Source organism: Nonomuraea sp. NPDC004186 (genome assembly GCF_053603495.1).
Genome location: NZ_JBSGFQ010000010.1, coordinates 21,922 through 42,715 on the forward strand (window position 1 = coordinate 21,922; position 20,794 = coordinate 42,715).

The 20,794-nt window shown below is 70.6% G+C and carries 19 protein-coding genes; 9 read left to right on the top strand and 10 right to left on the bottom strand.

The annotated features are described in order from the left end of the window. Positions 1-3: 3 nt before the first annotated feature. Positions 4-1,194, bottom strand: coding sequence for a Cmx/CmrA family chloramphenicol efflux MFS transporter (locus ACWEPL_RS10750; RefSeq protein WP_363970593.1), 1,191 nt, complete (start codon positions 1,192-1,194; stop codon positions 4-6). 272 nt (positions 1,195-1,466) lie between these two features. On the opposite strand from ACWEPL_RS10750, the gene ACWEPL_RS10755 reads away from it, so the two are divergent. Beyond that, positions 1,467-2,054 carry a TetR/AcrR family transcriptional regulator gene (locus ACWEPL_RS10755; RefSeq protein ID WP_452435916.1) on the top strand — a complete coding sequence of 196 codons (588 nt, stop codon included), beginning with the start codon at positions 1,467-1,469 and terminating at the stop codon, positions 2,052-2,054. Next, positions 2,051-2,698, top strand: a complete 648-nt coding sequence (locus tag ACWEPL_RS10760; protein ID WP_363970597.1) for a haloacid dehalogenase type II — start codon at positions 2,051-2,053, stop codon at positions 2,696-2,698. Before ACWEPL_RS10755 ends, ACWEPL_RS10760 begins: the two co-directional genes overlap by 4 nt. Here the strand turns inward: ACWEPL_RS10760 and ACWEPL_RS10765 are convergent. Genes ACWEPL_RS10765 through ACWEPL_RS10775 form a run of 3 tightly spaced genes read right to left on the bottom strand, consistent with a single transcriptional unit; the run spans position 2,688 to position 4,779 of the window. Next, positions 2,688-3,167, bottom strand: a complete 480-nt coding sequence (locus tag ACWEPL_RS10765) for a VOC family protein (RefSeq protein WP_452435917.1) — start codon at positions 3,165-3,167, stop codon at positions 2,688-2,690. The genes ACWEPL_RS10760 and ACWEPL_RS10765 overlap by 11 nt on opposite strands. A 30-nt stretch (positions 3,168-3,197) precedes the next feature. After that, the gene (locus ACWEPL_RS10770; RefSeq protein ID WP_452435918.1) at positions 3,198-3,989 is read right to left on the bottom strand and encodes an alpha/beta fold hydrolase; all 792 of its coding nucleotides are present in this window, start codon (positions 3,987-3,989) and stop codon (positions 3,198-3,200) included. 37 nt (positions 3,990-4,026) lie between these two features. Further along, positions 4,027-4,779 carry a PIG-L deacetylase family protein gene (locus ACWEPL_RS10775; protein ID WP_452435919.1) on the bottom strand — a complete coding sequence of 251 codons (753 nt, stop codon included), beginning with the start codon at positions 4,777-4,779 and terminating at the stop codon, positions 4,027-4,029. Between the two features lie 58 nt (positions 4,780-4,837). Here ACWEPL_RS10775 and ACWEPL_RS10780 point away from each other — a divergent pair, with 58 nt between their 5' ends. Beyond that, positions 4,838-5,569, top strand: coding sequence for a TetR/AcrR family transcriptional regulator (locus tag ACWEPL_RS10780; RefSeq protein WP_363970605.1), 732 nt, complete (start codon positions 4,838-4,840; stop codon positions 5,567-5,569). Then, positions 5,566-6,978 (top strand): MFS transporter, encoded by a 1,413-nt coding sequence (locus tag ACWEPL_RS10785; RefSeq protein ID WP_452435920.1) that lies wholly within the window; start codon positions 5,566-5,568, stop codon positions 6,976-6,978. Before ACWEPL_RS10780 ends, ACWEPL_RS10785 begins: the two co-directional genes overlap by 4 nt. Positions 6,979-7,276: 298 nt before the next feature. Here the strand turns inward: ACWEPL_RS10785 and ACWEPL_RS10790 are convergent, their stop codons facing one another. Then, positions 7,277-8,209, bottom strand: a complete 933-nt coding sequence (locus ACWEPL_RS10790; RefSeq protein ID WP_397372084.1) for a DUF5996 family protein — start codon at positions 8,207-8,209, stop codon at positions 7,277-7,279. Positions 8,210-8,223: 14 nt separating this feature from the next. Beyond that, entirely contained in the window at positions 8,224-8,985 is a 762-nt protein-coding gene (locus tag ACWEPL_RS10795; protein WP_363970611.1) for an MBL fold metallo-hydrolase, read from the bottom strand. A 79-nt stretch (positions 8,986-9,064) separates the two neighbouring features. Here ACWEPL_RS10795 and ACWEPL_RS10800 point away from each other — a divergent pair, with 79 nt between their 5' ends. Then, positions 9,065-9,463 (top strand): MerR family transcriptional regulator, encoded by a 399-nt coding sequence (locus ACWEPL_RS10800; RefSeq protein ID WP_363970613.1) that lies wholly within the window; start codon positions 9,065-9,067, stop codon positions 9,461-9,463. A gap of 9 nt (positions 9,464-9,472) precedes the next feature. Here the strand turns inward: ACWEPL_RS10800 and ACWEPL_RS10805 are convergent, their stop codons facing one another. Next, positions 9,473-10,657 (bottom strand): hypothetical protein, encoded by a 1,185-nt coding sequence (locus ACWEPL_RS10805; protein ID WP_350725879.1) that lies wholly within the window; start codon positions 10,655-10,657, stop codon positions 9,473-9,475. Between the two features lie 113 nt (positions 10,658-10,770). Then, positions 10,771-12,405: a dolichyl-phosphate-mannose--protein mannosyltransferase gene (locus ACWEPL_RS10810; RefSeq protein ID WP_363970615.1), complete on the bottom strand. Its 1,635-nt coding sequence runs from the start codon at positions 12,403-12,405 to the stop codon at positions 10,771-10,773. Positions 12,406-12,461: 56 nt separating this feature from the next. On the opposite strand from ACWEPL_RS10810, the gene rsmI reads away from it, so the two are divergent. Continuing rightward, complete coding sequence (rsmI, locus tag ACWEPL_RS10815) at positions 12,462-13,331, top strand: 16S rRNA (cytidine(1402)-2'-O)-methyltransferase (RefSeq protein ID WP_452435921.1); 870 nt, start codon at positions 12,462-12,464, stop codon at positions 13,329-13,331. A 52-nt stretch (positions 13,332-13,383) separates the two neighbouring features. Continuing rightward, positions 13,384-14,928: a dolichyl-phosphate-mannose--protein mannosyltransferase gene (locus ACWEPL_RS10820; protein WP_452435922.1), complete on the top strand. Its 1,545-nt coding sequence runs from the start codon at positions 13,384-13,386 to the stop codon at positions 14,926-14,928. Here ACWEPL_RS10820 and ACWEPL_RS10825 read toward each other — a convergent pair. Then, positions 14,864-16,339: a hypothetical protein gene (locus ACWEPL_RS10825; protein ID WP_452435923.1), complete on the bottom strand. Its 1,476-nt coding sequence runs from the start codon at positions 16,337-16,339 to the stop codon at positions 14,864-14,866. The genes ACWEPL_RS10820 and ACWEPL_RS10825 overlap by 65 nt on opposite strands. Before the next feature lie 171 nt (positions 16,340-16,510). Between ACWEPL_RS10825 and ACWEPL_RS10830 the strand changes: the two genes are divergently transcribed. After that, positions 16,511-17,731, top strand: coding sequence for a glycosyltransferase family 2 protein (locus ACWEPL_RS10830; protein ID WP_363970623.1), 1,221 nt, complete (start codon positions 16,511-16,513; stop codon positions 17,729-17,731). 87 nt (positions 17,732-17,818) lie between these two features. Then, positions 17,819-19,600 carry a methionine--tRNA ligase gene (metG, locus tag ACWEPL_RS10835; RefSeq protein ID WP_350725869.1) on the top strand — a complete coding sequence of 594 codons (1,782 nt, stop codon included), beginning with the start codon at positions 17,819-17,821 and terminating at the stop codon, positions 19,598-19,600. Here metG and ACWEPL_RS10840 read toward each other — a convergent pair. Further along, the gene (locus tag ACWEPL_RS10840; RefSeq protein WP_452435924.1) at positions 19,545-20,780 is read right to left on the bottom strand and encodes an FAD-dependent monooxygenase; all 1,236 of its coding nucleotides are present in this window, start codon (positions 20,778-20,780) and stop codon (positions 19,545-19,547) included. The genes metG and ACWEPL_RS10840 overlap by 56 nt on opposite strands. Positions 20,781-20,794: the final 14 nt, after the last annotated feature.

Below are 20,794 nucleotides of genomic sequence, written 5' to 3' on the forward strand. Positions count from 1 at the left end.
CCCTCACTGTGCCCCAGCCGGCTGGTCCCGCTCCACCGACTTCGCCGATGCCGGCCGCCCGACGGCGTGGGCGACGGCGGCGGTGACCAGGGCGGCGGCCACCAGCAGGGCGCTCACCCACAGCGGCGAGCGCAGCCCGAGCCCGGCCCCGATGGTCAGGCCGCCGAGCCACGGGCCGAGCGTCGCGCCCACGTTGAGCGCCGCCGTGGCGAACCCGCCGGCCAGGGTGGGGGCGCCGGTGGCCGCGTACAGCACCTGCGAGATCAGCGTGGAGCCCACGGCGAACGAGAGCGTCCCCTGGACGAAGACGAGCACGACCGCGGGCACCGGCGCGCCGGCTGTCAGCGCGAAGAGGGCCCACCCGGCGGCCAGCGCCGGCCCGCAGATCGCCAGGAGCCGGATCGGCCGCCGGTCGGCCACCCGCCCGCTGACGGTCACTCCCACGAACGAGCCCAGCCCGAACAGGGCCAGCATCAGGGGCATCCAGGAGGACCCGATCCCGGTGTCCCCGGTGAGCAGGGGTGCGAGGTAGGTGAACGTGCAGAAGGTGCCGCCGTTCACCAGACCGCCCAGCACGAGGAAGACCAGCAGCCGCGGCCGGCGCAGCGCCCGCAGCTCCCCGCGGGCCCGCGGACCGGCCGGGCCGGGGGCGCCGGACGGCACGGACTTGAGCACCGCGACGATGGCCGGGACCAGCGCGACGGCCACCGCCCAGAACGCCGAGCGCCACCCCCACACCTCGCCCAGCAGCGCGCCGCCCGGCACGCCCGCGACGCAGGCGATCGTGACGCCGCCGAGGAGCACGGAGGTGGCGCGCCCCTTGGCGTCGGGAGGCGCGAGCGCGACGGCGGTCGCCATGGCCACCGCCAGGAACCCGGCGTTGGCCAGCGCCGCGATCACCCGCGTGCCGAGCAGCACGCCGTAACTGGTGGTGAGCGCGCCCACCACGTGCACGACCAGGAACGTGACCAGGAAGGCCAGCAGCGCGAACCGCCGGGACCAGCGCAGGCTGAGCACCGCCATGAGCGGCGCCCCCACCACCATCCCGACGGCGAAGGCCGAGGTGAGCAGCCCCGCGGCGGGGATGGACACCTGCAGGTCCCGCGCGATGCCCGGGATGAGCCCGGACAGCATGAACTCGGACGTCCCCTGGGCGAAAACCGCCAGTCCGAGCAGGTAGACAGCGAAAGGCATGAGAGAACTCCGCGACCGTATCGAGGATCGACAAGGAAGCGGGCAGGCCGGAGGAAGGTCCTGCCCCGCTGGGGAAGTCGGCCGCATCACGAAGAACCGCACGGCTCGCGGAGAGCCCGGCGTCAGCGCGAGACAGCCACCGGATGACCGGTGGCTAGCGTTTTGACGCCTCGGGGCTGGACATGAGGGCGAACGTAGCAAGGCCGCGGAGACCTACGCAAATGATTTGCTATCTTGGACTAGTCGTTCCAAGATAGGCCGCGGAGGTGCCGATGCCGGACGTGAAGCATTTCGATCCCGACGCGGTGCTGGAGCAGGTGGAGCGCCTGTTCTGGCAGCGCGGCGCCGCCACGGGCATCGCGGAGGTGGTCGCGGCGACCGGCCTCAGCCGCTCCAGCCTGTACGCGACCTACGGCGGCAAGCAGGACCTGTACGTGCGGGCGCTGCGCCGCTACGTCGAGGAACGCTCGCAGCCGATGTTCCAGACCCTGGCCGACGACGGGCGCGGCCTGCCCGCCGTCGAGGCGTTCTTCGACCGCCTGATCCGGATCAGGTGCGCGGGCGAGCACGCGCGCTGGGGCTGCATGGCGACCAACGCCAACGCCGACGGCGCGGACCCGGCCGTGCGCCAGGTGCTGGACCAGCACCACGACCGGCTCCGCACGACGATGCGCGCGGCCCTGGAGGCGGCCAGGGCCCAGGGGCAGCTCGCCGACGGCCTCGACCTCGACGCGACCGCGGAGTCCCTGACCCTGCTGGCCTACGGGGTCAACCTCCGCTCGCGCGCCGGCGCGGACCCGGCAGCCCTGCGCAGGGGCGCGTCCGCCGCACTCGACTCTCTCAGAAGGGACCGGTCATGAAGCCGCAGGTAGTGATCTTCGACGTGAACGAGACGCTGACCGACATGGAGCCGATGCGGGGCAGGTTCGAGGAGGTGGGGCTGTCCGGCGAGCAGATGGGGACGTGGTTCGCGAGCGTGCTGCGCGACGGGTTCGCGCTCACGGCTGCGGGCGGTTTCGCCGAGTTCGGCCGGATCGCCGACGACGTGCTCAGGGAGATGGGCGCCGGGGACGAGGCGGTGCGCCACGTGCTGAGGGGGTTCGCCGAGCTGCGGGTGTATCCCGACGTCCCCGAGGGCATGCGGCTGCTGCGCGAGGGCGGCATCCGCCTGTTCACCATGACGAACGGGGCGGCGGCCATGACCGAGGGGATCCTGCGCCGCGAAGGGCTGTCGGACCTGGTGGAGGCCACGCTGGACGTGAGCGGCCCCCGCGCGTGGAAGCCCGCCCGCGCGGCCTACGAGTACGCGGCCGGCCAGGCCGGGGTGCGGCCCGACCAGGCGGTCCTGGTCGCGGTGCACCCGTGGGACATCGACGGGGCCCAGCGGGCCGGGCTGTCGGGGGCCTGGCTGGAGCGGCGCGGCACGCCGTACCCGAGCGTGATGAGCGCCCCGCGCCTGTCTGCCCCCGACCTGGTCTCGCTGGCGAGGCTTGTCACTGTTTAGGGAAGAAGTCCGCGCCCTGGACGTACTCCATCGCCTTCGTGAAGACGGGGTCGGTCATGCGGCGCTCCATCTCCTCGGGAGAGAGCTCCTCGACGCGCGCCTGGATCCACCACAGGTTGCCGAACGGGTCGCGTACGCGCCCGACCCGGTCGCCCCAGAACAGGTGGGTGATCTCCGTCACCGACGTCCCGCCCGCCTCGATGGCCCGGCGGTAGATGGCGTCGGCGTCGGCGTCGGGGACGTACAGGCGCAGGAAGGCAGGCGTGGGCGGCCAGCCGGGAGCCGAGTCGAACATCATCACCACGGCGTCCCCGATCCGCACCTCCGCGTGACCGATGCGGCCCTCGTCGTCGGTCACCCGGGACAGCTCGACGGCGTCGAAGGCGGCCGTGAGGTAGTCGATGAGGCCCGCGGTGTCGGACCCGATGATCCACGGCGTGACGGTGGTGTATCCCTCGGGAATGTTCATGCCCGCAGGCTATTCGGCAAGTAGGCCAGATCATGTCCTACTTGCGTTGGCGAGCAGGAAATCCAGCACCAGAGGGCTCGCGACTTCCCTGAACTCCTCGAAGTACGCGTGCCGCGCCCCCTCGATCATCCGCAGCTCCGCCCCGGGGATGCGGCCGGCCAGCAGCGGGGCGTTGGCCGCCGGGTTGAACACGTCGTCGGTGCCGTGCACCACCAGCGTGGGCGCGGCGATGGAGGGCAGCGCGGCCCAGCTGTCGTGCCCGGCGCTGGCGGCCAGGTGGCGGCGGCGCGCGTACGCGGGCATGGCCGGGTCGCCGACCGTGTGGTGGGGGCCCGGGTGCGTGGCCAGCCAGGCGGGCGTGTACATGAGCTCCAGCAGCGCCCGCTCGGCGGCCGCCCGGTCCGGCTGGGCCAGCGACCTGCGCACGTCGTTGTCCCGCTCGAGCCCGTGGACGCCGCCCGGCGAGCTGCAGCCGAGCACCAGCGACCCGACCCGCTCGGGATGGTCGGCCGCCAGCCACTGGGCCACCCGCCCGCCCATCGACGTCCCGTAGACGTGCGCCTTCTCCACGCCGAGCTCGTCGAGGACGGCCAGCACGTCGGCGGCGAACCCGCGGGTGGTGTACGGCTCGTCGGGTTTGTCGCTGCCGCCCGTGCCGCGGTAGTCGAAGGTGACGGTGCGGAACTCCTGCTCGAAGTCCGGGCGTACGGGATCCCACCAGCGGTGCTCGTTGGCCTGTCCCTGCAGGAGGACGAGGGGTTGCCCGCCGCCGCGGACCTGGTAGGACAGCTTGACGCCGTCCACGGCTGTCGCAAATGGCATGTCTGGCATCGTAGGGGGCCGGTGAGCGGGTGCGGGTCTAGCCTGTTTTCGCCTCGACGTACCATTCGCGGCCGAGCAGCAGGCCGAAGACGGGCGCCGGGAGCCGCACGAGCACTCTCGCGACGGCGGACAGCCGGCCGCCACCGCTGATCTGGGAGTGGTGGGCGGCCAGCGCCCGCTGCTTCTGCCCGGCGTAGCGGCGCACGTCGATCCCGTGGGTGATGGCCTTGCCGGGGCTGTACGCCTTCGCCAGCTCGCGTTCGTCGTAGCGGAGCGGGATCCGGAGCAGGTGGATCAGGCGTACCAGCCGGACGGCGGCGTCGCGCGGGACCGTGGCCTCCAGCACGCGGGGCACCCCGGCCAGCTCGGCGGCCCGCTTGCCGACCTCGTGCACCTTGACGTGGTCGCGGTGGCCGTACCCGCCGTTGGGGTCGTAGCTGAGCAGGAGGTCCACCTTCTCCTCGCGCAGGATCGCGGCGAGCCTGGCCGCGGCCTCCTCCGTGCTCGCGCGCACGAACCGCATCCGGTCCGGCGGGTCGGGATACAGGTCCTTGCCGTGCCCGCTGTCGGCGTAGCCCAGGTGCTCGACGCGCGCCACGCCCAGCTCGGCGGTGGCGGCGCGCAGCTCGTTCATCCTGGTCGTGCCGCCCTCCGCGACGGACTTCATGACACCGTCGGTCGCGACCACGACGATCACGCGGTGGCCCTCGGCGGCGGCGCGGGCGAGCGTGCCGCCGGTCAGGAGCACCTCGTCGTCCGGATGCGCGTGAAAAGCCAGGAGTGTCGCCATAGGCGGTCACCCTATATTCCATTGACGGAGTGAGTACTCACTCCGTACCGTGATGGCCATGACGAACCCGACAGGCCGGCGACGCGCGCCGGCGATGAGCCCGGAACAGCGCCGCGAGATGATCGTCCGCGCGGCGCTTCCCCTGGTGGTGGAGTACGGCACCTCCGTGACCACCGCCCAGGTCGCCCGCGCCGCGGGCATCGGCGAAGGCACGATCTTCCGGGCCTTCGGCGACAAGGAGACCCTGCTCGCCGCCTGCATGGCGGAGGCGGCGCGGCCGGACGACACGCTCGCGCACGTGGCGGCGATCGCGCTGGACGTGCCGCTGGAGGAGCGGCTGATCGAGGCCGCGGAGACGCTGCGCGGCTACCTGGCCCGGATGGGCGCCGTGGCCGGTGCCCTGGCCGCCTCGGGCGGCCTCCGCCGCGACCCCCGCCTCCTGGGTGCACCCTCCGAAGCCTCCGGGCAGGGGAGCGGCGCGCCCTCCGACGCCCCTGGAGACGCGCCCTCCGGCGCCTCGGAAGAGGGGGGTGGCGCCTCCGAAAGGCCGCAGGAGGGCCCAGGGCGGGCCCTCTCGGGGCGGGAGGCGTCGATGGCGGCCACCCGCGAGGTGCTGTCCGGGCTGTTCGAGCCCGAGCGCGACGACCTCAGGCTGCCCCCGGAGCGGCTGGCCGAGGCGTTCCAGTTCCTGATCCTGGCGTCCGGGCGGGGCGGGTCGTCCCCGCTCACGTCCGAGGAACTGGTCGACCTGTTCCTGCACGGCGCGCTGAAGGGCGGTGAGGCCGGGTGACGGACCTCTACGAGGACCTCCCGGCCGGCAGCCGCACGGCGGTGACGTACGCCCTGCTCGGCTGCGCCTTCCTGAGCATGCTGGACGGCACCGTGGTCGGCACCGCCCTGCCGCGCATCGTCGAGCAATTAGGCGGGTCGGGCTCGTGGTACGTGTGGCTGGTCACCGCGTACCTGCTCACCTCCTCGGTGACCGTGCCCGTCTACGGCCGCCTGTCCGACCTGTACGGCCGCCGCCGGCTCCTGCTCGCCGGCCTGGCCGTCTTCCTGGCGGGATCCCTGGCCTGCGGCGTGGCGGGCTCGATGCCGTTCCTGATCGCCAGCCGGGCGTTCCAGGGCCTGGGCGCGGGCGCGCTGCTCACCCTGGGCATGGCCATGATCCGCGACCTGCACCCGCCCTCCCGCGCGGAGGGCATGATCCGCATGCAGACCCTGCTGGCCGCCATGATGATCGTCGGCATGGTGGGCGGCCCGCTGCTCGGCGGCCTGCTGGCCGACCACGCGAGCTGGCGCTGGGCATTCCTGATCAACCTGCCCCTCGGCGCGGCCGGAGCCGCCATGATCGCCGTGCTGCTGCCCGAGCGCCGGCTCCCCGGCGCCGCGCCCGGCAGGCTCGACGTGGCCGGGATCGTCCTGCTCACTACCGGCCTGTCGCTGGTCCTGGTGGGGCTCAGCCTCAAGGGCAACACCGCCCTGGGGTGGGCCGACCCCGCCGTGCTCGGCACCCTGCTGGCCGGTCTGGCCCTGCTGACCGCCCTGGTGCGCGTCGAACGCCGGGCCGCCACCCCGGTGCTCCCGCTCCGCCTGCTGCGCCGCCGCACGTACGCCGCCCTGCTCGCCGGCGGGTTCTTCATGCAGTTCGCGGTCCTGCCCGTCGGCGTGCTCCTGCCGCTCTACCTCCAGCACGTACGCGGCTACTCGGCCACGGCCTCCGGGCTGGTCCTGCTCCCGTTCCTGATCGGGATGACCGTGGGCAACCGGATGACGGCGGTGCTGATCCTGCGTTCAGGGCATCCGAAACCGGCGCTGCTGACGGGCGCGGCGCTGGTCACGATCGGCACGGGCGCCTTCTTCGCCCTCGGGCCGGACACCCCGCCGATCCTGACCGGGGCGTGGCTGCTGCTCGCCGGCCTCGGCACGGGTCCCGCCATGGGCGGGATCACGATCGCCACGCAGAGCAGCGTCCCGCACGCGGACATGGGCACCGCCACGGCCGGATCGGCGCTCACCAAGCAGCTCGGTGGCACCTTGAGCCTGGCCTGCACGCAATCCCTGCTCGCCGGGCCCAGGGTCACGGCCGGTGGGGTGGGGGCGACGGTGGCGTGGATCGGTGGGGTGGCGGGGGTGCTGGCGTTCGCGGCCCTCCTCGCCATGCGCGACACCGCCGTCACGGCCCCGGCCCGCTCGTAGCGACCCGCCGTACTTCGGCTGGGATCCTTCGGAGGGGAACGGGCGCGGCGGGGGAGGGAGGGGCGGCCATCTCCTGGTGGCCGGAAATTCGTGTCGGGGTGGGAATGTTCGGGGGGCAGGTGTGGTTACATAGATCGTGGCCGGTGTGTCCAGTGTCCCCGGGCCTCACCTATTGCCTTCGCGGAATACCGTTCGGCTGGAGCCGCGTTGTGCCTTTCGCCGAGAGGCGACCTGCACACCGGTTCGCATACGTTGAGCGCCCGCCCTCCTCGGAGGGCGGGCGCTCAATACTTTCCGCTCAGTACTTTCCGTAGTACGGGTCCGTGACGCCCCCAGGCGAGCTCAGCGCCTCCATGTCGACCCCGGTCAGCCGGGCCCCCGCCTGGTAGGCGCTGTCCAGGAACTCCAGCACGGACGCGACCGGATCACCCATCGCGCGCACGTCGTCGTACCGGAGGATGGCCAGGTGGCTGCCCCGGGCGGGCAGCCACTCGGCCTCGACGGGCCGCAGCGGCTCGAGTTCCAGGCCCTTGGGCTCCGGCGCGGTGTAGGAGTAGAACGCCGGCCACGGCCGCTCCTTGTCGCCGAACCAGAACCCCGCGCTGATGACCTCCCAGCTGTACGCCTCCCGCGTGACCGGGTCGGCGTCGGGCGAGACCCGGACCACGCGGCCGGTGAAGCGCGTCACGGCGATGTCGAACGTGTGCCAGAAGTGGTGCACCGGCGAGGTCTTGCCGGCGAAGTCGGCGGCGAAGCGGTCGAGCAGCTGCACCACCTGCGACAGGATCCGCCAGTAGCGGTTGATCAGGACGGGGTCGTACCGGGCGTGCAGGGTGTCGTCGGCGAACGGCGTGTCGTCGCCCAGGTCGAACGGCACGGCCCAGATCTCCGGCCGGATCCCCAGCCCCGCGAGCGTCTCGAAGAGCCGGTCGTGGAACGACGCCACCGACCGCCCGATCAGGGTGAACTCCGCGCTGCGCCCGTCGAGCACGTCCACCACCAGCCGGTGGCGCACCAGGTCGAAGTCGATGCTGAACAGCGGTTGCTCGCCCAGCCCGCCCATCGGGCGCGTGGTGAGCCCGCGCCCGGTCGGGTGGAAGGGCACCTGCCACCAGTGGTTGCGCCGGTTGCTCGACGACAACCGGATCTTCCCCACGATCTGCGCGAACCTGTGAAAGGTCTCCTTGGCCTCCGCCCACTCCGCGAGCGGCATTGCTGGGAACAGCTCCATGAGACCAATGGTAACTACCGTATGTAATGGGACAGTTCCCAAGGGTCATGCGCGGAGAAGACTGTGACGCCGTGGTCGTGTACGAGCGACCTCAGGCGTTCCTGGCTGGACAGGCGGCGCTCGGCGTCGACCTGGGCGCTGACCTGCACGAGGTCCATCAGCGGGTGCGGCTGGGGCTCGCGGTCCAGTTCGCCGTGGTAGAAGTACGCGTCCCCGGCGTGCAGCAGCCAGCGCTCGCCGTCGTTGACCGCCACCCCGGCGTGCCCGCGGGTGTGCCCGTCCAGCGGCACGAGCAGGAAGTCCTCGCCAAGCCCCGTCAGCGGCCGCACCCCGTCCACACCCAGCCACCGGGTGCCCGTGTCCGGATAAGTCACCCATTTGGGTGAGTGGGCCCAGTGGCCCGGGCGGTAGCGGCGGTTCGGGGCCTGGGCGATGGCGTCCTCCAGCTCGACCTCCATGACGTGCACCTGGGCGTGCGGGAAGTCGGGCAGGCCGCCGCTGTGGTCCACGTCCAGGTGGGTCAGCACGATGTGCCGTACGTCGAGCGGGTCGTAGCCGAGCGCGGCGACCTGCCGCACGGCCGTCTCGTCGGGCGAGAGCAGCGGCTCGACGAGCTCCGCCCACTCGCGCTCCAGCATCTCCTCGGGCTTGGCCACGTCGTCGAGGCCCAGCCCGGCCTCGACCAGGACGAGCCCGGAGGCGGGCGTCTCGATCAGCAGCGCGTGGCACACCGCGGGCGCCGCCGGCTGCCCGTCCGGGGATTCGATCTCGCGCATGGAGCCGAGATTCAGGTGGTGAATTCGCATGCGCACTAGACTGCGACTTGAAGCGCGGTTCAAGTCAAGGGGCAAGGTCGTGGAAGACACGTTGATCGACATAGGCGAGGTGGCCAGGCAGAGCGGGCTGGCCGCGTCGGCGCTGCGGTTCTACGAGCGCAAGGGGCTCATCCAGGCGGACGGACGCAACGGCCTGCGCCGCGCGTACCGTCCCGAGACGCTGGAGCGCCTGGCGCTGATCACGTGCGCCCGGGACGCGGGGTTCACGCTGTCGGAGATCGCCGAGTTCCTGCGCGCCAGGCCGTCCGACGCGAGGTTGCGCGAGCGCATGGCGGCCAAGGAGCGCGAGGTGTCCGAGCGGGTCGCGCAGCTCACCCGGCTGCGCGACAGCCTGCGGCACGCGGTGACCTGCGACCACGACCCGCTTGTGGAATGTCCTGAGTTCAAGCAGGCCGTGGGCCGCGTGCCGCTGGGCTGAGCACGTTCGTCAGCTCGGGTTGACGTACTTTCTCGGTCGCAGGGCGTGGGCGCGCAGGGCCGCCAGGGCGGCGAGCTGGCCGGAGCGGTCCATCCGCACCGCCAGCTCGTCGCTGAAGGCCAGCCCCAGCGCGGTGAGCTGCGAGATCAGGTCGGCCACCGGCGCGGCGACGTCCTCCACGGTCGTGGTGGGATGCCAGCCCTCGCCGCCGACCACTTCCGCCACCCGCTCGCGCAACTCGGTGGGTGACATCAGCGTGCCGTCGGCGATCAGCATCAGCGCGGCCTCCCGCGCCGACACCTCGAACTCGTGCTTCCCCCTGGCCAGCAGCAGCCTCGTGACCGCCGACCACATGGCCGACTTGGACTTGAGCAGCCGCCGGCCGTAGTCGGTGATGGCCAGCTTCGTGCCGTCGCGGCTGATCGCGCCGAGCTCCCGCTCGGCCAGCTCGCGCAGCCTGAGCGCCTCGGGCGAGGGTGCCAGCCGCAGCGGCAGGCTCTCCTCCGAGGCGGCCAGGGTGAGGAGACGGTGCAACGGGGGCAGGGGCTGCGGGGTGATGGGCGCGTGCAGGCGCACCTCGAACGGCTGGGCCAGCTCGCGCCTGGCCGGGCCGCGGCCCAGCACCCAGCGGTTGAGGCGTTCGCCGTGCACCCGGTTGAGCCAGCTGTCGCCGCCCAGCTCGGAGCGGGGCTCGGTGAGCCAGCGGCGGGTCAGGGCGGTGCGGTCGACGGTCTCACCGGCGACGATCGCCAGTTCGAGGGCGGCGGAGCAGGCGAGGTGCGCGCCCAGCTCCTCGGGCCCCATGATCATGCTCCACTGCAGTTCGGGGACGTCGGGCGGGAGCACGCCCGTGGCCTCGAGCGCCTGCTGGTAGGCGCTGGTGCCGGCGTCCTCGCCCTCGCGGGCGTAGGTACGGAGGATCTGGAGGGTCGTGGGTGACACGCACAGAGCGGCGTAGCGCTCCATCCCGCCGAGCTGGAGCAGCCGGCCCAGCGAACGTGCCAGTCGTTCGTGGTCGCCGCCCACCTTGAGCGGCAACGTGTACCAGAGGAACTCGCAGACGTCGAGCTGGGTCACCGTTTCCAGCGGCTCTCCACCCGTCAGCCATTCGACGGCGGTCCTGGCCTCCTCGGCCAGCTCCGGCTGAGAGCGCTCCAACTCGGCGAGCAGGGCGGTGACATCCGGTGCACTCATGCCTCGAAGTTTGCCGTATCGACCCCGGGCCTGACGATGGCCGAATCCGGTGCGTATTGGGTCTTGCACAGCGATAACCCTAAGAAACCACTATGGGGCGGATGGTAAGCAGATCATATCCACCGTTTCTCGAACAACATGCGGGCCTTCCACTCGGTGTACGGGATGAGTTCGGCGGACAGGATCGGGTGCAGCCACCAGAAGTTGATGAGCGCGAGCAGCGTGAACGCGCCGACCACGGCGGCCCCGACGGTGCGCCGTACCGGCATCGCCCCCGTGACCGTCGGTTTCGACGACCCGATCAGCAGCCCGGCGCACAGCGTGATGGCCAGCACCATGAACGGCACCATCGGGATGGCATAGAACAGGAACATCGTACGGTTGTCGGCGACGGCGAAGTAGATCCACGGCACCAGGCCCATGGCGTACGACAGCAGCACGGCCCCCGCCCGCCAGTCGCGCGAGGAGACGTACCACGCGATCAGGGCCACCAGCGCGGCCACCGCCCCGAACCAGATCACCGGCGTGCCCACGCCCAGCACGGCCTCGGAGCAGTCCTTGACGCCGCACGTGTTCTGCTTGCCCTCGTAGTAGAAGGCGACCGGACGCAGCAGCAGCGGCCACTGCCAGGGCTCCGACATGTACGGGTGCGAGGTCTCCAGCCCGCTGTGGAACGTGTAGACCTGCCACTGGTACTTGATCCACGACCGCATCGAGTCGACCACGAAGAAGATCGGGTTGCCCGCGGAGGTGGCCTGATTCCAGTCGCGCCCGTAGCCGGTCGCGTTGGCGAACCAGCCGATCCAGGTGGCCATGTAGGTGACGAACGGCACCACGGCGAACGCCAGGAACGCCTGCGGCACGTCCTTGTTGAACGCCCCGACGTACGGATGCCGCAGCCCGACGGCCCGGCGGGCGCCGAAGTCCCACATCACGGACATGATCGCGAACGCCACGGCGAACGCCAGCCCCGACCACTTGACCGACATCGCGAAGGCCAGGCAGACCCCGGCGGCGATCCGCCACCACCTGATCCCCAGCGAGGGGCCGTGCGGCGAGAGCGGCGAGTTCTCGTACCAGGTCGCGAGCCGTTCGCGGGCCTGGTCGCGATCGACCACCAGGCAGGCGAACGCGGCCAGCACCCAGAACATCAGGAAGATGTCCAGCAGCGCCGTGCGCGAGAGCACGTAGTGCAGGCCGTCGAGGGCCAGCAGCAGGCCGGCGAAGCAGCCCAGCAGCGTCGACCGCGTCATCCTGCGGGCCACCCTGGCCAGGATGAGGATCGACAGCGACCCGATCAGCGCGGCGGCGAAGCGCCAGCCGAACGGGTTGAGCCCGAACAGCCACTCGCCCGCGCCGATCATCCACTTGCCCAGCGGCGGGTGGACGACGTAGGAGGCGCACTTGTCGAGGGTCTCGGACGTGCACGACTGCCAGATGTCGGTGTTGCCGGCGATGATCGCCTTGTCGGCGTCCTTGATGGTGGTCCGCTCGACACCCCAGGTGATCAGCGAGAACGCGTCCTTCATGTAGTACGTCTCGTCGAACACCACGGCCTTGGGATGGCCCAGGTTGATGAAGCGCAGGACGGCGCCGAAAAGGGTGACCAGCAGCGGGCCGATCCAGCCCCACAGGATGCTGCCGTGCATGGGAGGCACGAGCCGTTCGCGTACGGACATCGTCTTGGGAAGGCTGTCGCCGACCTCCGAGCTCTCGTTGGCCTGGTATGGGGAATCGGTCACCGCCATTCGGACATCGTACGGGCCCCAAGCCGATCGCAAACGCAGAAACACGGTTATTTGGGATGCCCTGCCACAATGGTCAGGTGACTGGAGACGGCAGGTTGGTGCTGGCAGGAGCCCCCATCGGCCAGGCGGGTGATGTCTCGCCGCGGCTGCGCGAGGTGCTCGGGAGCGCCGACGTGGTGGCCGCCGAGGACACCAGGCGGCTGCGCAGGCTCGCGACCGAGCTGGGCGTGGAGATCGCGGGCCGGGTGGTGTCCTACTACGACCAGAACGAGGTGGCGCGCGCCAAGGAGCTCCTGGAGACCCTGAAAGAGGGCCGCACGGTCGTGGTCATCACGGACGCGGGCATGCCGGGCGTCTCCGACCCCGGCTACCGCCTGACCCGCCTGGCGGTCGAGGAGGGCATCACGGTCACCGCGCTGCCGGGGCCGAGCGCCGTCACGACCGCGCTGGCCGTGTCCGGGCTGGCCAGCGACCGGTTCTGCTTCGAGGGCTTCCCGCCGCGCAAGCCGGGCGAGCGGGCCCGCCGCCTGGCCTCCCTGGCGGCCGAGGAGCGCACGATGGTCTTCTTCGAGTCGCCGCGCCGGCTGGCGAGCTCCCTGGAGGCCATGGCCGAGGCGTTCGGCCCCGACCGGCAGGCCGCCGTGTGCCGCGAGCTGACCAAGACGTACGAGGAGGTACGGCGGGGCGGGCTCGGCGAGCTGGCCGAGTGGGCGGCGAAGGACGTCAAGGGCGAGATCACGCTCGTGGTCGCCGGATATGCGCCGGGGGAGGGCGAGCCGGACCTGGACGAGCTGGTCGCCGAGGTGGACCGCAGGGTCGCCGAGGGCGTCCAGCGCAAGCTCGCCGTCGCCGAGGTGGCCAGGCAGGCGGGCATCCCCAAACGCGAGCTGTATGACCTGGTTCACAGGAGATCCCCTACGCCATAGGGTGCGCATGGTGAGGAACTGGGGGGTTTCCGCTCAGCGACTGGTCCCGCCGATGCCGGGGACACCCATGCTGGGCTGGGCCGGGCCGATCCTGGTCGCGCTGTTCGGCGGCCTCCTGCGGTTCGTCAGGCTCGACGAGCCCAAGGCCGTGGTCTTCGACGAGACGTACTACGCCAAGGACGCGTACTCGCTGATCACGCACGGCGTCGAGCGGACCATGCTCGGCGACGCCAAGGACCCGATCGCCGACAGACGCCTCATCACCGGCAACCTGGACATCTTTAAGCAATGTCCGCAGCCCGACGACTGCGCCTCGTTCGTGGCGCACCCGCCGCTGGGCAAGTGGATGATCGGCGCAGGCGAGTGGCTGTTCGGGATGGACCCGTTCGGCTGGCGCTTCGCGGCGGCGCTGATCGGCACGCTGTCCATCCTGATCATGGCCAGGGTGGCGCGCAGGATGACGCGGTCGACGCTGCTGGGCTGCCTGGCCGGGCTGCTGCTCTCGCTCGACGGCCTGCACCTGGTGCTGTCGCGCACGGCGCTGCTGGACATCTTCCTGATGTTCTGGGTGCTGGCCGGGTTCGCCTGCCTGGTGACCGACCGGGACTGGGCACGGCGACGGCTGGCGGACTGGCACGAGCGCGGCCCGATGGGCGAGCTGGGGCCGCGTCTGGGGCTGCGGCCGTGGCGGCTCGCGGCCGGGCTCTGCCTGGGGGCGGCGTGCGCGGTGAAGTGGTCGGGGATCTTCTTCCTGATCGCGTTCGCGGTCATGAGCCTCATGTGGGACCTGGGGGCCAGGCGGGCGCTGGGGCTGCGGCAGCCGTACCGGGGGGCGTTCTCGTACGACCTGCCGGGCGCGTTCGCGGCCATGGCGCTCGTGCCCGCGGTCACCTTCGTGGCCTCGTGGACCGGGTGGTTCGCCACCTCCGGCGGCTGGGGGCGCAACTGGACGCAGGCCACCTCGTCCGGGCCGGGGTTCTTCGTGGTCGACTCGGTGCGGTCGTGGCTTCAGTACCAGGTGCAGGTGCTGGGCTATCACAGCAACCTGCACGAATACCACCCGTACATGTCGGAGCCGTGGCAGTGGCCGCTGCTGATCAGGCCCGTCTCGTTCCACTACCCGTCGGACATCCCGCCGTCGGCGTGCGGGGCCGACAAGTGCTCACAGGCCGTGCTCGGGGTCGGCACTCCCGCCCTCTGGTACGCCGCCGTGCTGGCGCTGGTCGGCCTCGTCGCCTGGTACGTGGCCACGCGCGACTGGCGGGCGGGGGCGGCGCTGCTGGGCGTCGCGGCCGGCTGGCTGCCGTGGTTCTACTACGCCCTCGCCGACAACCGGACGATGTACCTGTTCTACATGATCCCCGTCGTGCCGTTCATGGTGCTGGCGCTCGTGCTGGTGGCGGGGCTGGTGCTGGGCAGGCAGGACGCCCCCGCGCCACGGCGGGCGACCGGGGCCGCGCTGGTGGGGGCGTTCGCGCTCATCGTGCTGATCAACTTCTGGTGGCTCTATCCGGTGCTGACCGCCGAGACGATCACACACGCAGAGTGGTGGGCTCGGATGCTGATGCGTTCTTGGGTGACCGCCGCGCCCAAGTGACGCCGCGGCGCAGCGTGATCGCCGCGGCGACGCAGGCCAGCGGGACGGCCGGGAGCACGTACCGGTAGTCGAACTCCGCCGTCGCCGCCGGGGCCAGCAGCAGCCCCACCGCGCCGAGCCACGGCAGCGCCACCGGGCCGCCGAACTTGCGCCACCTGACCGCGACGCCGTACAGGCCGATCAGCAGGATGCCGCCGAGCATGATGCCGCGCAGGTAGAACACCTTCTGGTAGCCGCTCATGATGTCGGCCCACGGGTGCACGATGCGGGTCTCCGGCGGGCCCTGCTCGTAGCTGAACGCGTCGGTGTCGGTGCGGCCGCCCGCGTACGACGACCACTTCGGCAGCCGCTTGGGCTGGCCGCTCTCGTCCGGCTCGACGTACGGCTTGAACTCGTACATGCCGTATGTGGACGGATCGGGGAACATCGGCCGGCCCCAGTGGAACGAGCGGAAGAAGTCGCGCGTGACCACCTTGAGGTAGTCGCCGGGCTGCGACAGGATCGCCCGCGTGGCGAACGCGCTGGCCGCGTCGTTGGTGATCTCGCTCCACTTCTTGTTGATGCCCCACCGGTGCAGCACCTCGCCGGTGCCCGTGCCGTCGCCGTTGCCCTGGCCCCACAGGTACCACTGCGCGTAGTCCTTGCGCTGGCTGACCGGGTCGTTGATGCACAGCAGGAGGAGCTGGACCTCCTTGTACTTGTCGATCTTCATCTTGTTGCAGTCGGCGAAGATGGCCGTGCGCATGTAGAGGATGAGACCGTCGCTGTTGGTCATCGCGAACTTGCCGTACGCGGAGGCGAACCAGCCCATGTACGCCATCACCGGCACCGCGCAGGCCGTGATCACGGCGACGATCGGGCGCCAGCCGGTCCGCTTGACCAGCAGGTAGAGCACCACCAGCGCCAGGATCGGCAGGCCGATCGAGCGGGTCAGCCACGTCACCGCCAGCAGCAGGCCGACGACCGCGCCCGCCTGCCACGACAGCCGCCGCTTCCACAGCACCAGCGTGATGACGCCCACCACGAACAGCGTGAACATGCTGTCGGACATCACCAGCTGCTCGAGCTGGATCTGGTACGCGTCCAGCAGCACCGGCGCCGCCGCCAGCGTGGCGCCCCACTTCGGCAGCCGGAACTTGATCCGCAGCAACGCGTAGATCAGGCAGGCCGTGGCCAGGCCCATCAGGTGCTGCGTGAAGATCACCAGCGCGAAGCTGTGGAACGGCTTGAGCAGCATGAGCCAGAAGCTGTAACCGTCGGGCCTGATCGGGTGCGGCCGCGGGTGCAGCGCCACCGAGACGTACTCGTAGGAGTCGTTGAACCACATGGCCGGGCCGTAGCCGAGCATGGTGATGAGCCGCAGCACGGCGCCAACGCCGAAAACCGCGGCGAACACTCGATGCCGGCGCACGAACGACAGCCAACGAGCTGCCCGGCCAGGAGCGGAGTGGTCCACAGGGGTAATCTCCGCGACGCTCACCATGCTGTAAAGAATGCCAGTCGTTTTTGGGTCTTGACCCGAGCACGGTTGGGCACAGGGCATGATGGTTCACTGGAAGAGTCTTAACTGAAGGGTAGACACGTGGAACTGACGGTGGTCATGCCCTGCCTCAATGAGGCGGAGACCGTGGAAGTCTGTGTACGCAAGGCGCTGGCGTGCATGGAGGAGCACGGCATCGAGGGCGAGGTCCTGATCGCCGACAACGGCAGCACGGACGGCTCACAACAGCTTGCCCGCGACGCCGGAGCCCGCGTGGTCCACGTCGACGAGAAGGGCTATGGCAACGCCCTCATGGGCGGGATCAGGGCGGCGCGCGGCAAATACGTCATCATGGGCGACGCCGACGACTCCTATGACTTCACCGCGCTGCTGCCGTTCGTCGAGCAGCTGCGCGACGGCGCCGACCTGGTGATGGGAAACCGCTTCAAGGGCGGCATCGCCCCGGGCGCCATGCCCCCGCTCCACCGCTACCTCGGCAACCCCGTGCTGTCGTTCGTCGGCCGGCTGTTCTTCCCCTCGGCCATCGGCGACTTCCACTGCGGGCTGCGCGGGTTCCGGCGCGACTCGATCCTCAAGCTGCAGCTGCAGACGGGCGGCATGGAGTTCGCGTCCGAGATGGTGGTCCGCTCCACGCTGTCGGGCCTCGACGTGCGCGAGGTGCCCACCACGCTCTCGCCCGACGGCCGCTCCCGCCCGCCGCACCTGCGCTCCTGGCGCGACGGCTGGCGCCACCTGCGCTTCCTGCTCCTCTACAGCCCGAAGTGGCTGTTCTTCTACCCCGGCGTGCTGATGATGATCATCGGCCTCGTCGCCGGGACGGCGCTGACGTTCGGCCCGGTGGAGATCGGTGAGCTGGCCTTCGACGTCGACACCCTCGTCGGGTCGTCCGCCCTGGTCGTGATCGGCTTCCAGGCGGCCCTGTTCGCCGTGTTCACCAAGGTCTACGCGGCCGAGGAGGGCTTCCTGCCCGAGTCGCCGCGCATCCGGCGGCTGATCGACATCGTGAGCCTGGAGAAGGGGCTCGTGGTCGGCGGCCTGCTGGCGCTGGCCGGTCTGATCGGCCTGGTGATGTCGCTGGTCCACTGGCAGGTGCGCAGCTTCGGCGAGCTTGACCCGCGCGAGTCGCTGCGTATCGTCGTGCCTTCCGCGACCGCTCTGGTCATGAGCTTCCAGACGATCTTCGCGGCGCTGTTCATCAGCATCCTCGGCATCCGCCGCACGCGCGAGACCTCCATCGACGTGGCCGCCAAGGCCGCGGAGGAAGCCGCGGAGGCGGTTTCCCTGGAGGAGTCCAAGCGATAGCCGTCCTCTACGGCGGGGTCCTGACGGGCCCCGCCGACACGGGGGATTCGGTCCGAGACGGACAGGGAGCCCCGTAGGCTAAGGACTATGTCCCAGCACATCTTGACCGCCGTCGCGTGGCCGTACGCAAACGGCCCCCGCCACATCGGGCACGTCTCCGGGTTCGGCGTGCCGTCCGACGTCTTCAGCCGCTACCAGCGGATGGCGGGCAACAAGGTGCTGATGGTGTCAGGCACCGACGAGCACGGCACGCCCATCCAGGTGCAGGCCGACAAGGAAGGCGTGACCGCCAGGGAGCTGGCCGACCGCTACAACCGCGTCATCGCCGAGGACCTCACCGGGCTCGGGCTCTCCTACGACCTGTTCACCAGGACCACGACGAAAAACCACTACGCCGTCACACAAGAGATCTTCAAGGGCCTCTTCGACAACGGCTATATCTTCCCCAAGACCACGATGGGGGCGATCTCCCCCTCGACCGGCCGCACCCTGCCCGACCGCTACATCGAGGGCACCTGCCCCATCTGCGGCTACGACGGCGCGCGCGGCGACCAGTGCGACAACTGCGGCAACCAGCTCGACCCGATCCAGCTGATCAACCCCAAGAGCCGCATCAACGGCGAGACGCCCACGTTCGTCGAGACCGAGCACTTCATGCTCGACCTGCCCGCCTTCACCGAGGTCCTCGGCTCCTACCTGCAGTCCAAGCAGGGCGAGTGGCGGCCCAACGTGCTGAAGTTCGCGCTCAACCTGCTCGGCGACCTGCAGCCGCGCGCGATCAGCCGCGACCTCGACTGGGGCGTGCCGATCCCGCTCGACGGCTGGCGCGACCAGCCCAACAAGCGGCTCTACGTGTGGTTCGACGCGGTGATCGGCTACCTGTCGGCGTCCATCGAGTGGGCCAGGCGCTCGGGCGACCCCGACGCGTGGCGCCAGTGGTGGCAGAACCCCGACGCCCGCGGCTACTACTTCATGGGCAAGGACAACATCGTCTTCCACGCCGAGATCTGGCCGGCGATGCTGTACGGCTACAGCGGGCAGGGCGACCGCGCCGGCACGCCGGGCTCGCTCGGCGGGCTCCAGGTGCCGTCCGAGGTGGTCTCCAGCGAGTTCCTGACGATGGAGGGCAAGAAGTTCTCCTCGTCCAGGCAAGTAGTAATTTACGTGAGAGATTTCCTGGCGCGTTACGACGCCGACGCCCTTCGCTACTACATCGCGGTGGCCGGACCGGAAAACCAGGACACCGATTTCACCTGGCAGGAGTTCGTCAACCGCAACAACGGCGAGCTGGTCGCGGCCTGGGGAAACCTGGTCAACCGGTCGATCTCGATGGCGGCCAAGAACTTCGGGGCCGTGCCCGAGCCGGGCGACCTCACCGACGCCGACCGGGCCCTGCTGGAGCGCTCGCGCAAGGCGTTCGCGCCGGTGGGTGAGGAGCTGAGCAGGTCGCGCTTCAAGAACGGGATCAACGAGGCGTTCGACGTGGTCCGTGAGGCCAACAAATACCTGGCCGAGCAGGAGCCGTGGAAGCTCAAGGAGGACCCGGAGCGGCAGAAGTCGATCCTGCACGTCGCGCTCCAGGTCGTCGACGACGCCAAGACGATGCTCACGCCGTTCCTGCCCAGCTCGTCCAACAAGGTCTTCACCATGCTCGGCGGCGAGGGCGTGTGGTCGGGCATGCCGGAGATCCGCGAGGTCGACGAGGACGGCGGCACCCCCTACCCGGTGATCACCGGCGAGTACGACGGGGCGGCCCGGTGGGAGCACCGGCCGATCAAGCCGGGCACGCCGCTCGCGCCGCCCGTGCCGCTGTTCAAGAAGCTCGACCCGAAGGTCGTGGACGAGGAGCTGGCCCGGCTGGGCGAGTGACCTCGTAGGCCCCGTAGTCCTTGAGGCTGATGGCGCCGGCGGTCTTCCTGACCGACTTCGCCATCAGCCCCTTCCACGGCAGATACGGCAGGAGCCGGTAGTTCTGGTTCATGAACCAGGCCATGAACCTGTTCTCCGGGACCATGAACTTGCTGACGCCCACGGCCGACCGCTGGCACCCCTCGGCGTAGGCGCGCACCTCCCGCTCGTAGCCGGCGAAGGCGGCGCGGTGGTCACCGCCTGCCGCGGCCAGCTCGCCCGCCAGCACGTACGCGCTCACCATCGCCAGTCCGGTGCCCATGCCGGACAGCGGCGAGGCGCAGCACGCGGCGTCGCCCAGCAGCACCACCCGGCCGCGTGACCAGGAGTCCAGGCGGATCTGGCCGACCGAGTCGAAGTAGAAGTCGTCCGTCCGCCGCATCCTGCGCATCAGCTCCGGGACCTCCCAGCCGACGCCCTCGTACGCCCGCTCCAGGAGCTCCTGCTGGCGGGCGACGTCGTGCCGGTCGTGGTCGAGCGGCGGCGAGCCGAACCAGAACACGGCCTTGGCCTCGGCGTTCCCCCTCGCGCTGTAGATCGCGGCCATCTTGCCCGGGACGTTGTAGGCGTGACCGCTGTGGTCGAGCCCGAGGTAGTTGTCGATCGTGAACACCGCCGAGTAGAGCCCCAGGTACGACAGGTAGTCCCGCTCGGGACCGAAGGCCAGGGATCGCACGTTCGAGTGCAGGCCGTCCGCGCCCACCACGAGGTCGAAGCGCCTGGCCGGGCTCCGCTCGAAGGTGACCGTCACCCCGTCCGCGTCCTGGTCGACGGCCGTGATGGAGTCGCCGAAGACGTACTCGGTGTGGGCCTGGGTGGCGTCGTACAGGATGCGGGCCAGGTCGCCGCGGAGGATCTCGATGTCGCCCGCGAACAGGTCTTCGGGCATGGCCACGAGCTTCCTGCCTGCCTCGTTGACGTTCCACATGGCGCCCATGTGGGTCTGCTCGCGTTCGACGGCGTCCAGGATGCCCATCTTGCGAAGGACGGTCAGGTGCGCCTCGCCGCGGAAGTCCACGGCGTAGCCGCCCTCACGGAGGGCGGGGGCGCGTTCGACGACGGTGGTGCGGTGGCCGTACCGGGTGAGCCAGAGGGCGAGCGCGGGGCCGGCGACGCTCGCGCCGGAGATCAGGATGTCCATGCCCCTGACCCTGC

Excerpts from the sequence above, each read along its gene's own strand:
- metG (WP_350725869.1), top strand. The coding sequence starts at position 17,819 with ATGTCCCAGCACATCTTGACCGCCGTCGCGTGGCCGTACGCAAACGGC.
- ACWEPL_RS10775 (WP_452435919.1), bottom strand. The coding sequence starts at position 4,779 with ATGGCGACACTCCTGGCTTTTCACGCGCATCCGGACGACGAGGTGCTC.
- ACWEPL_RS10770 (WP_452435918.1), bottom strand. The coding sequence starts at position 3,989 with ATGCCATTTGCGACAGCCGTGGACGGCGTCAAGCTGTCCTACCAGGTC.
- ACWEPL_RS10765 (WP_452435917.1), bottom strand. The coding sequence starts at position 3,167 with ATGAACATTCCCGAGGGATACACCACCGTCACGCCGTGGATCATCGGG.
- rsmI (WP_452435921.1), top strand. The coding sequence starts at position 12,462 with ATGCCCTGCCACAATGGTCAGGTGACTGGAGACGGCAGGTTGGTGCTG.
- ACWEPL_RS10805 (WP_350725879.1), bottom strand. The coding sequence starts at position 10,657 with ATGAGTGCACCGGATGTCACCGCCCTGCTCGCCGAGTTGGAGCGCTCT.
- ACWEPL_RS10755 (WP_452435916.1), top strand. The coding sequence starts at position 1,467 with ATGCCGGACGTGAAGCATTTCGATCCCGACGCGGTGCTGGAGCAGGTG.
- ACWEPL_RS10820 (WP_452435922.1), top strand. The coding sequence starts at position 13,384 with ATGCCGGGGACACCCATGCTGGGCTGGGCCGGGCCGATCCTGGTCGCG.
- ACWEPL_RS10795 (WP_363970611.1), bottom strand. The coding sequence starts at position 8,985 with ATGCGCGAGATCGAATCCCCGGACGGGCAGCCGGCGGCGCCCGCGGTG.
- ACWEPL_RS10750 (WP_363970593.1), bottom strand. The coding sequence starts at position 1,194 with ATGCCTTTCGCTGTCTACCTGCTCGGACTGGCGGTTTTCGCCCAGGGG.
- ACWEPL_RS10780 (WP_363970605.1), top strand. The coding sequence starts at position 4,838 with ATGACGAACCCGACAGGCCGGCGACGCGCGCCGGCGATGAGCCCGGAA.
- ACWEPL_RS10840 (WP_452435924.1), bottom strand. The coding sequence starts at position 20,780 with ATGGACATCCTGATCTCCGGCGCGAGCGTCGCCGGCCCCGCGCTCGCC.
- ACWEPL_RS10810 (WP_363970615.1), bottom strand. The coding sequence starts at position 12,405 with ATGGCGGTGACCGATTCCCCATACCAGGCCAACGAGAGCTCGGAGGTC.
- ACWEPL_RS10790 (WP_397372084.1), bottom strand. The coding sequence starts at position 8,209 with ATGGAGCTGTTCCCAGCAATGCCGCTCGCGGAGTGGGCGGAGGCCAAG.
- ACWEPL_RS10760 (WP_363970597.1), top strand. The coding sequence starts at position 2,051 with ATGAAGCCGCAGGTAGTGATCTTCGACGTGAACGAGACGCTGACCGAC.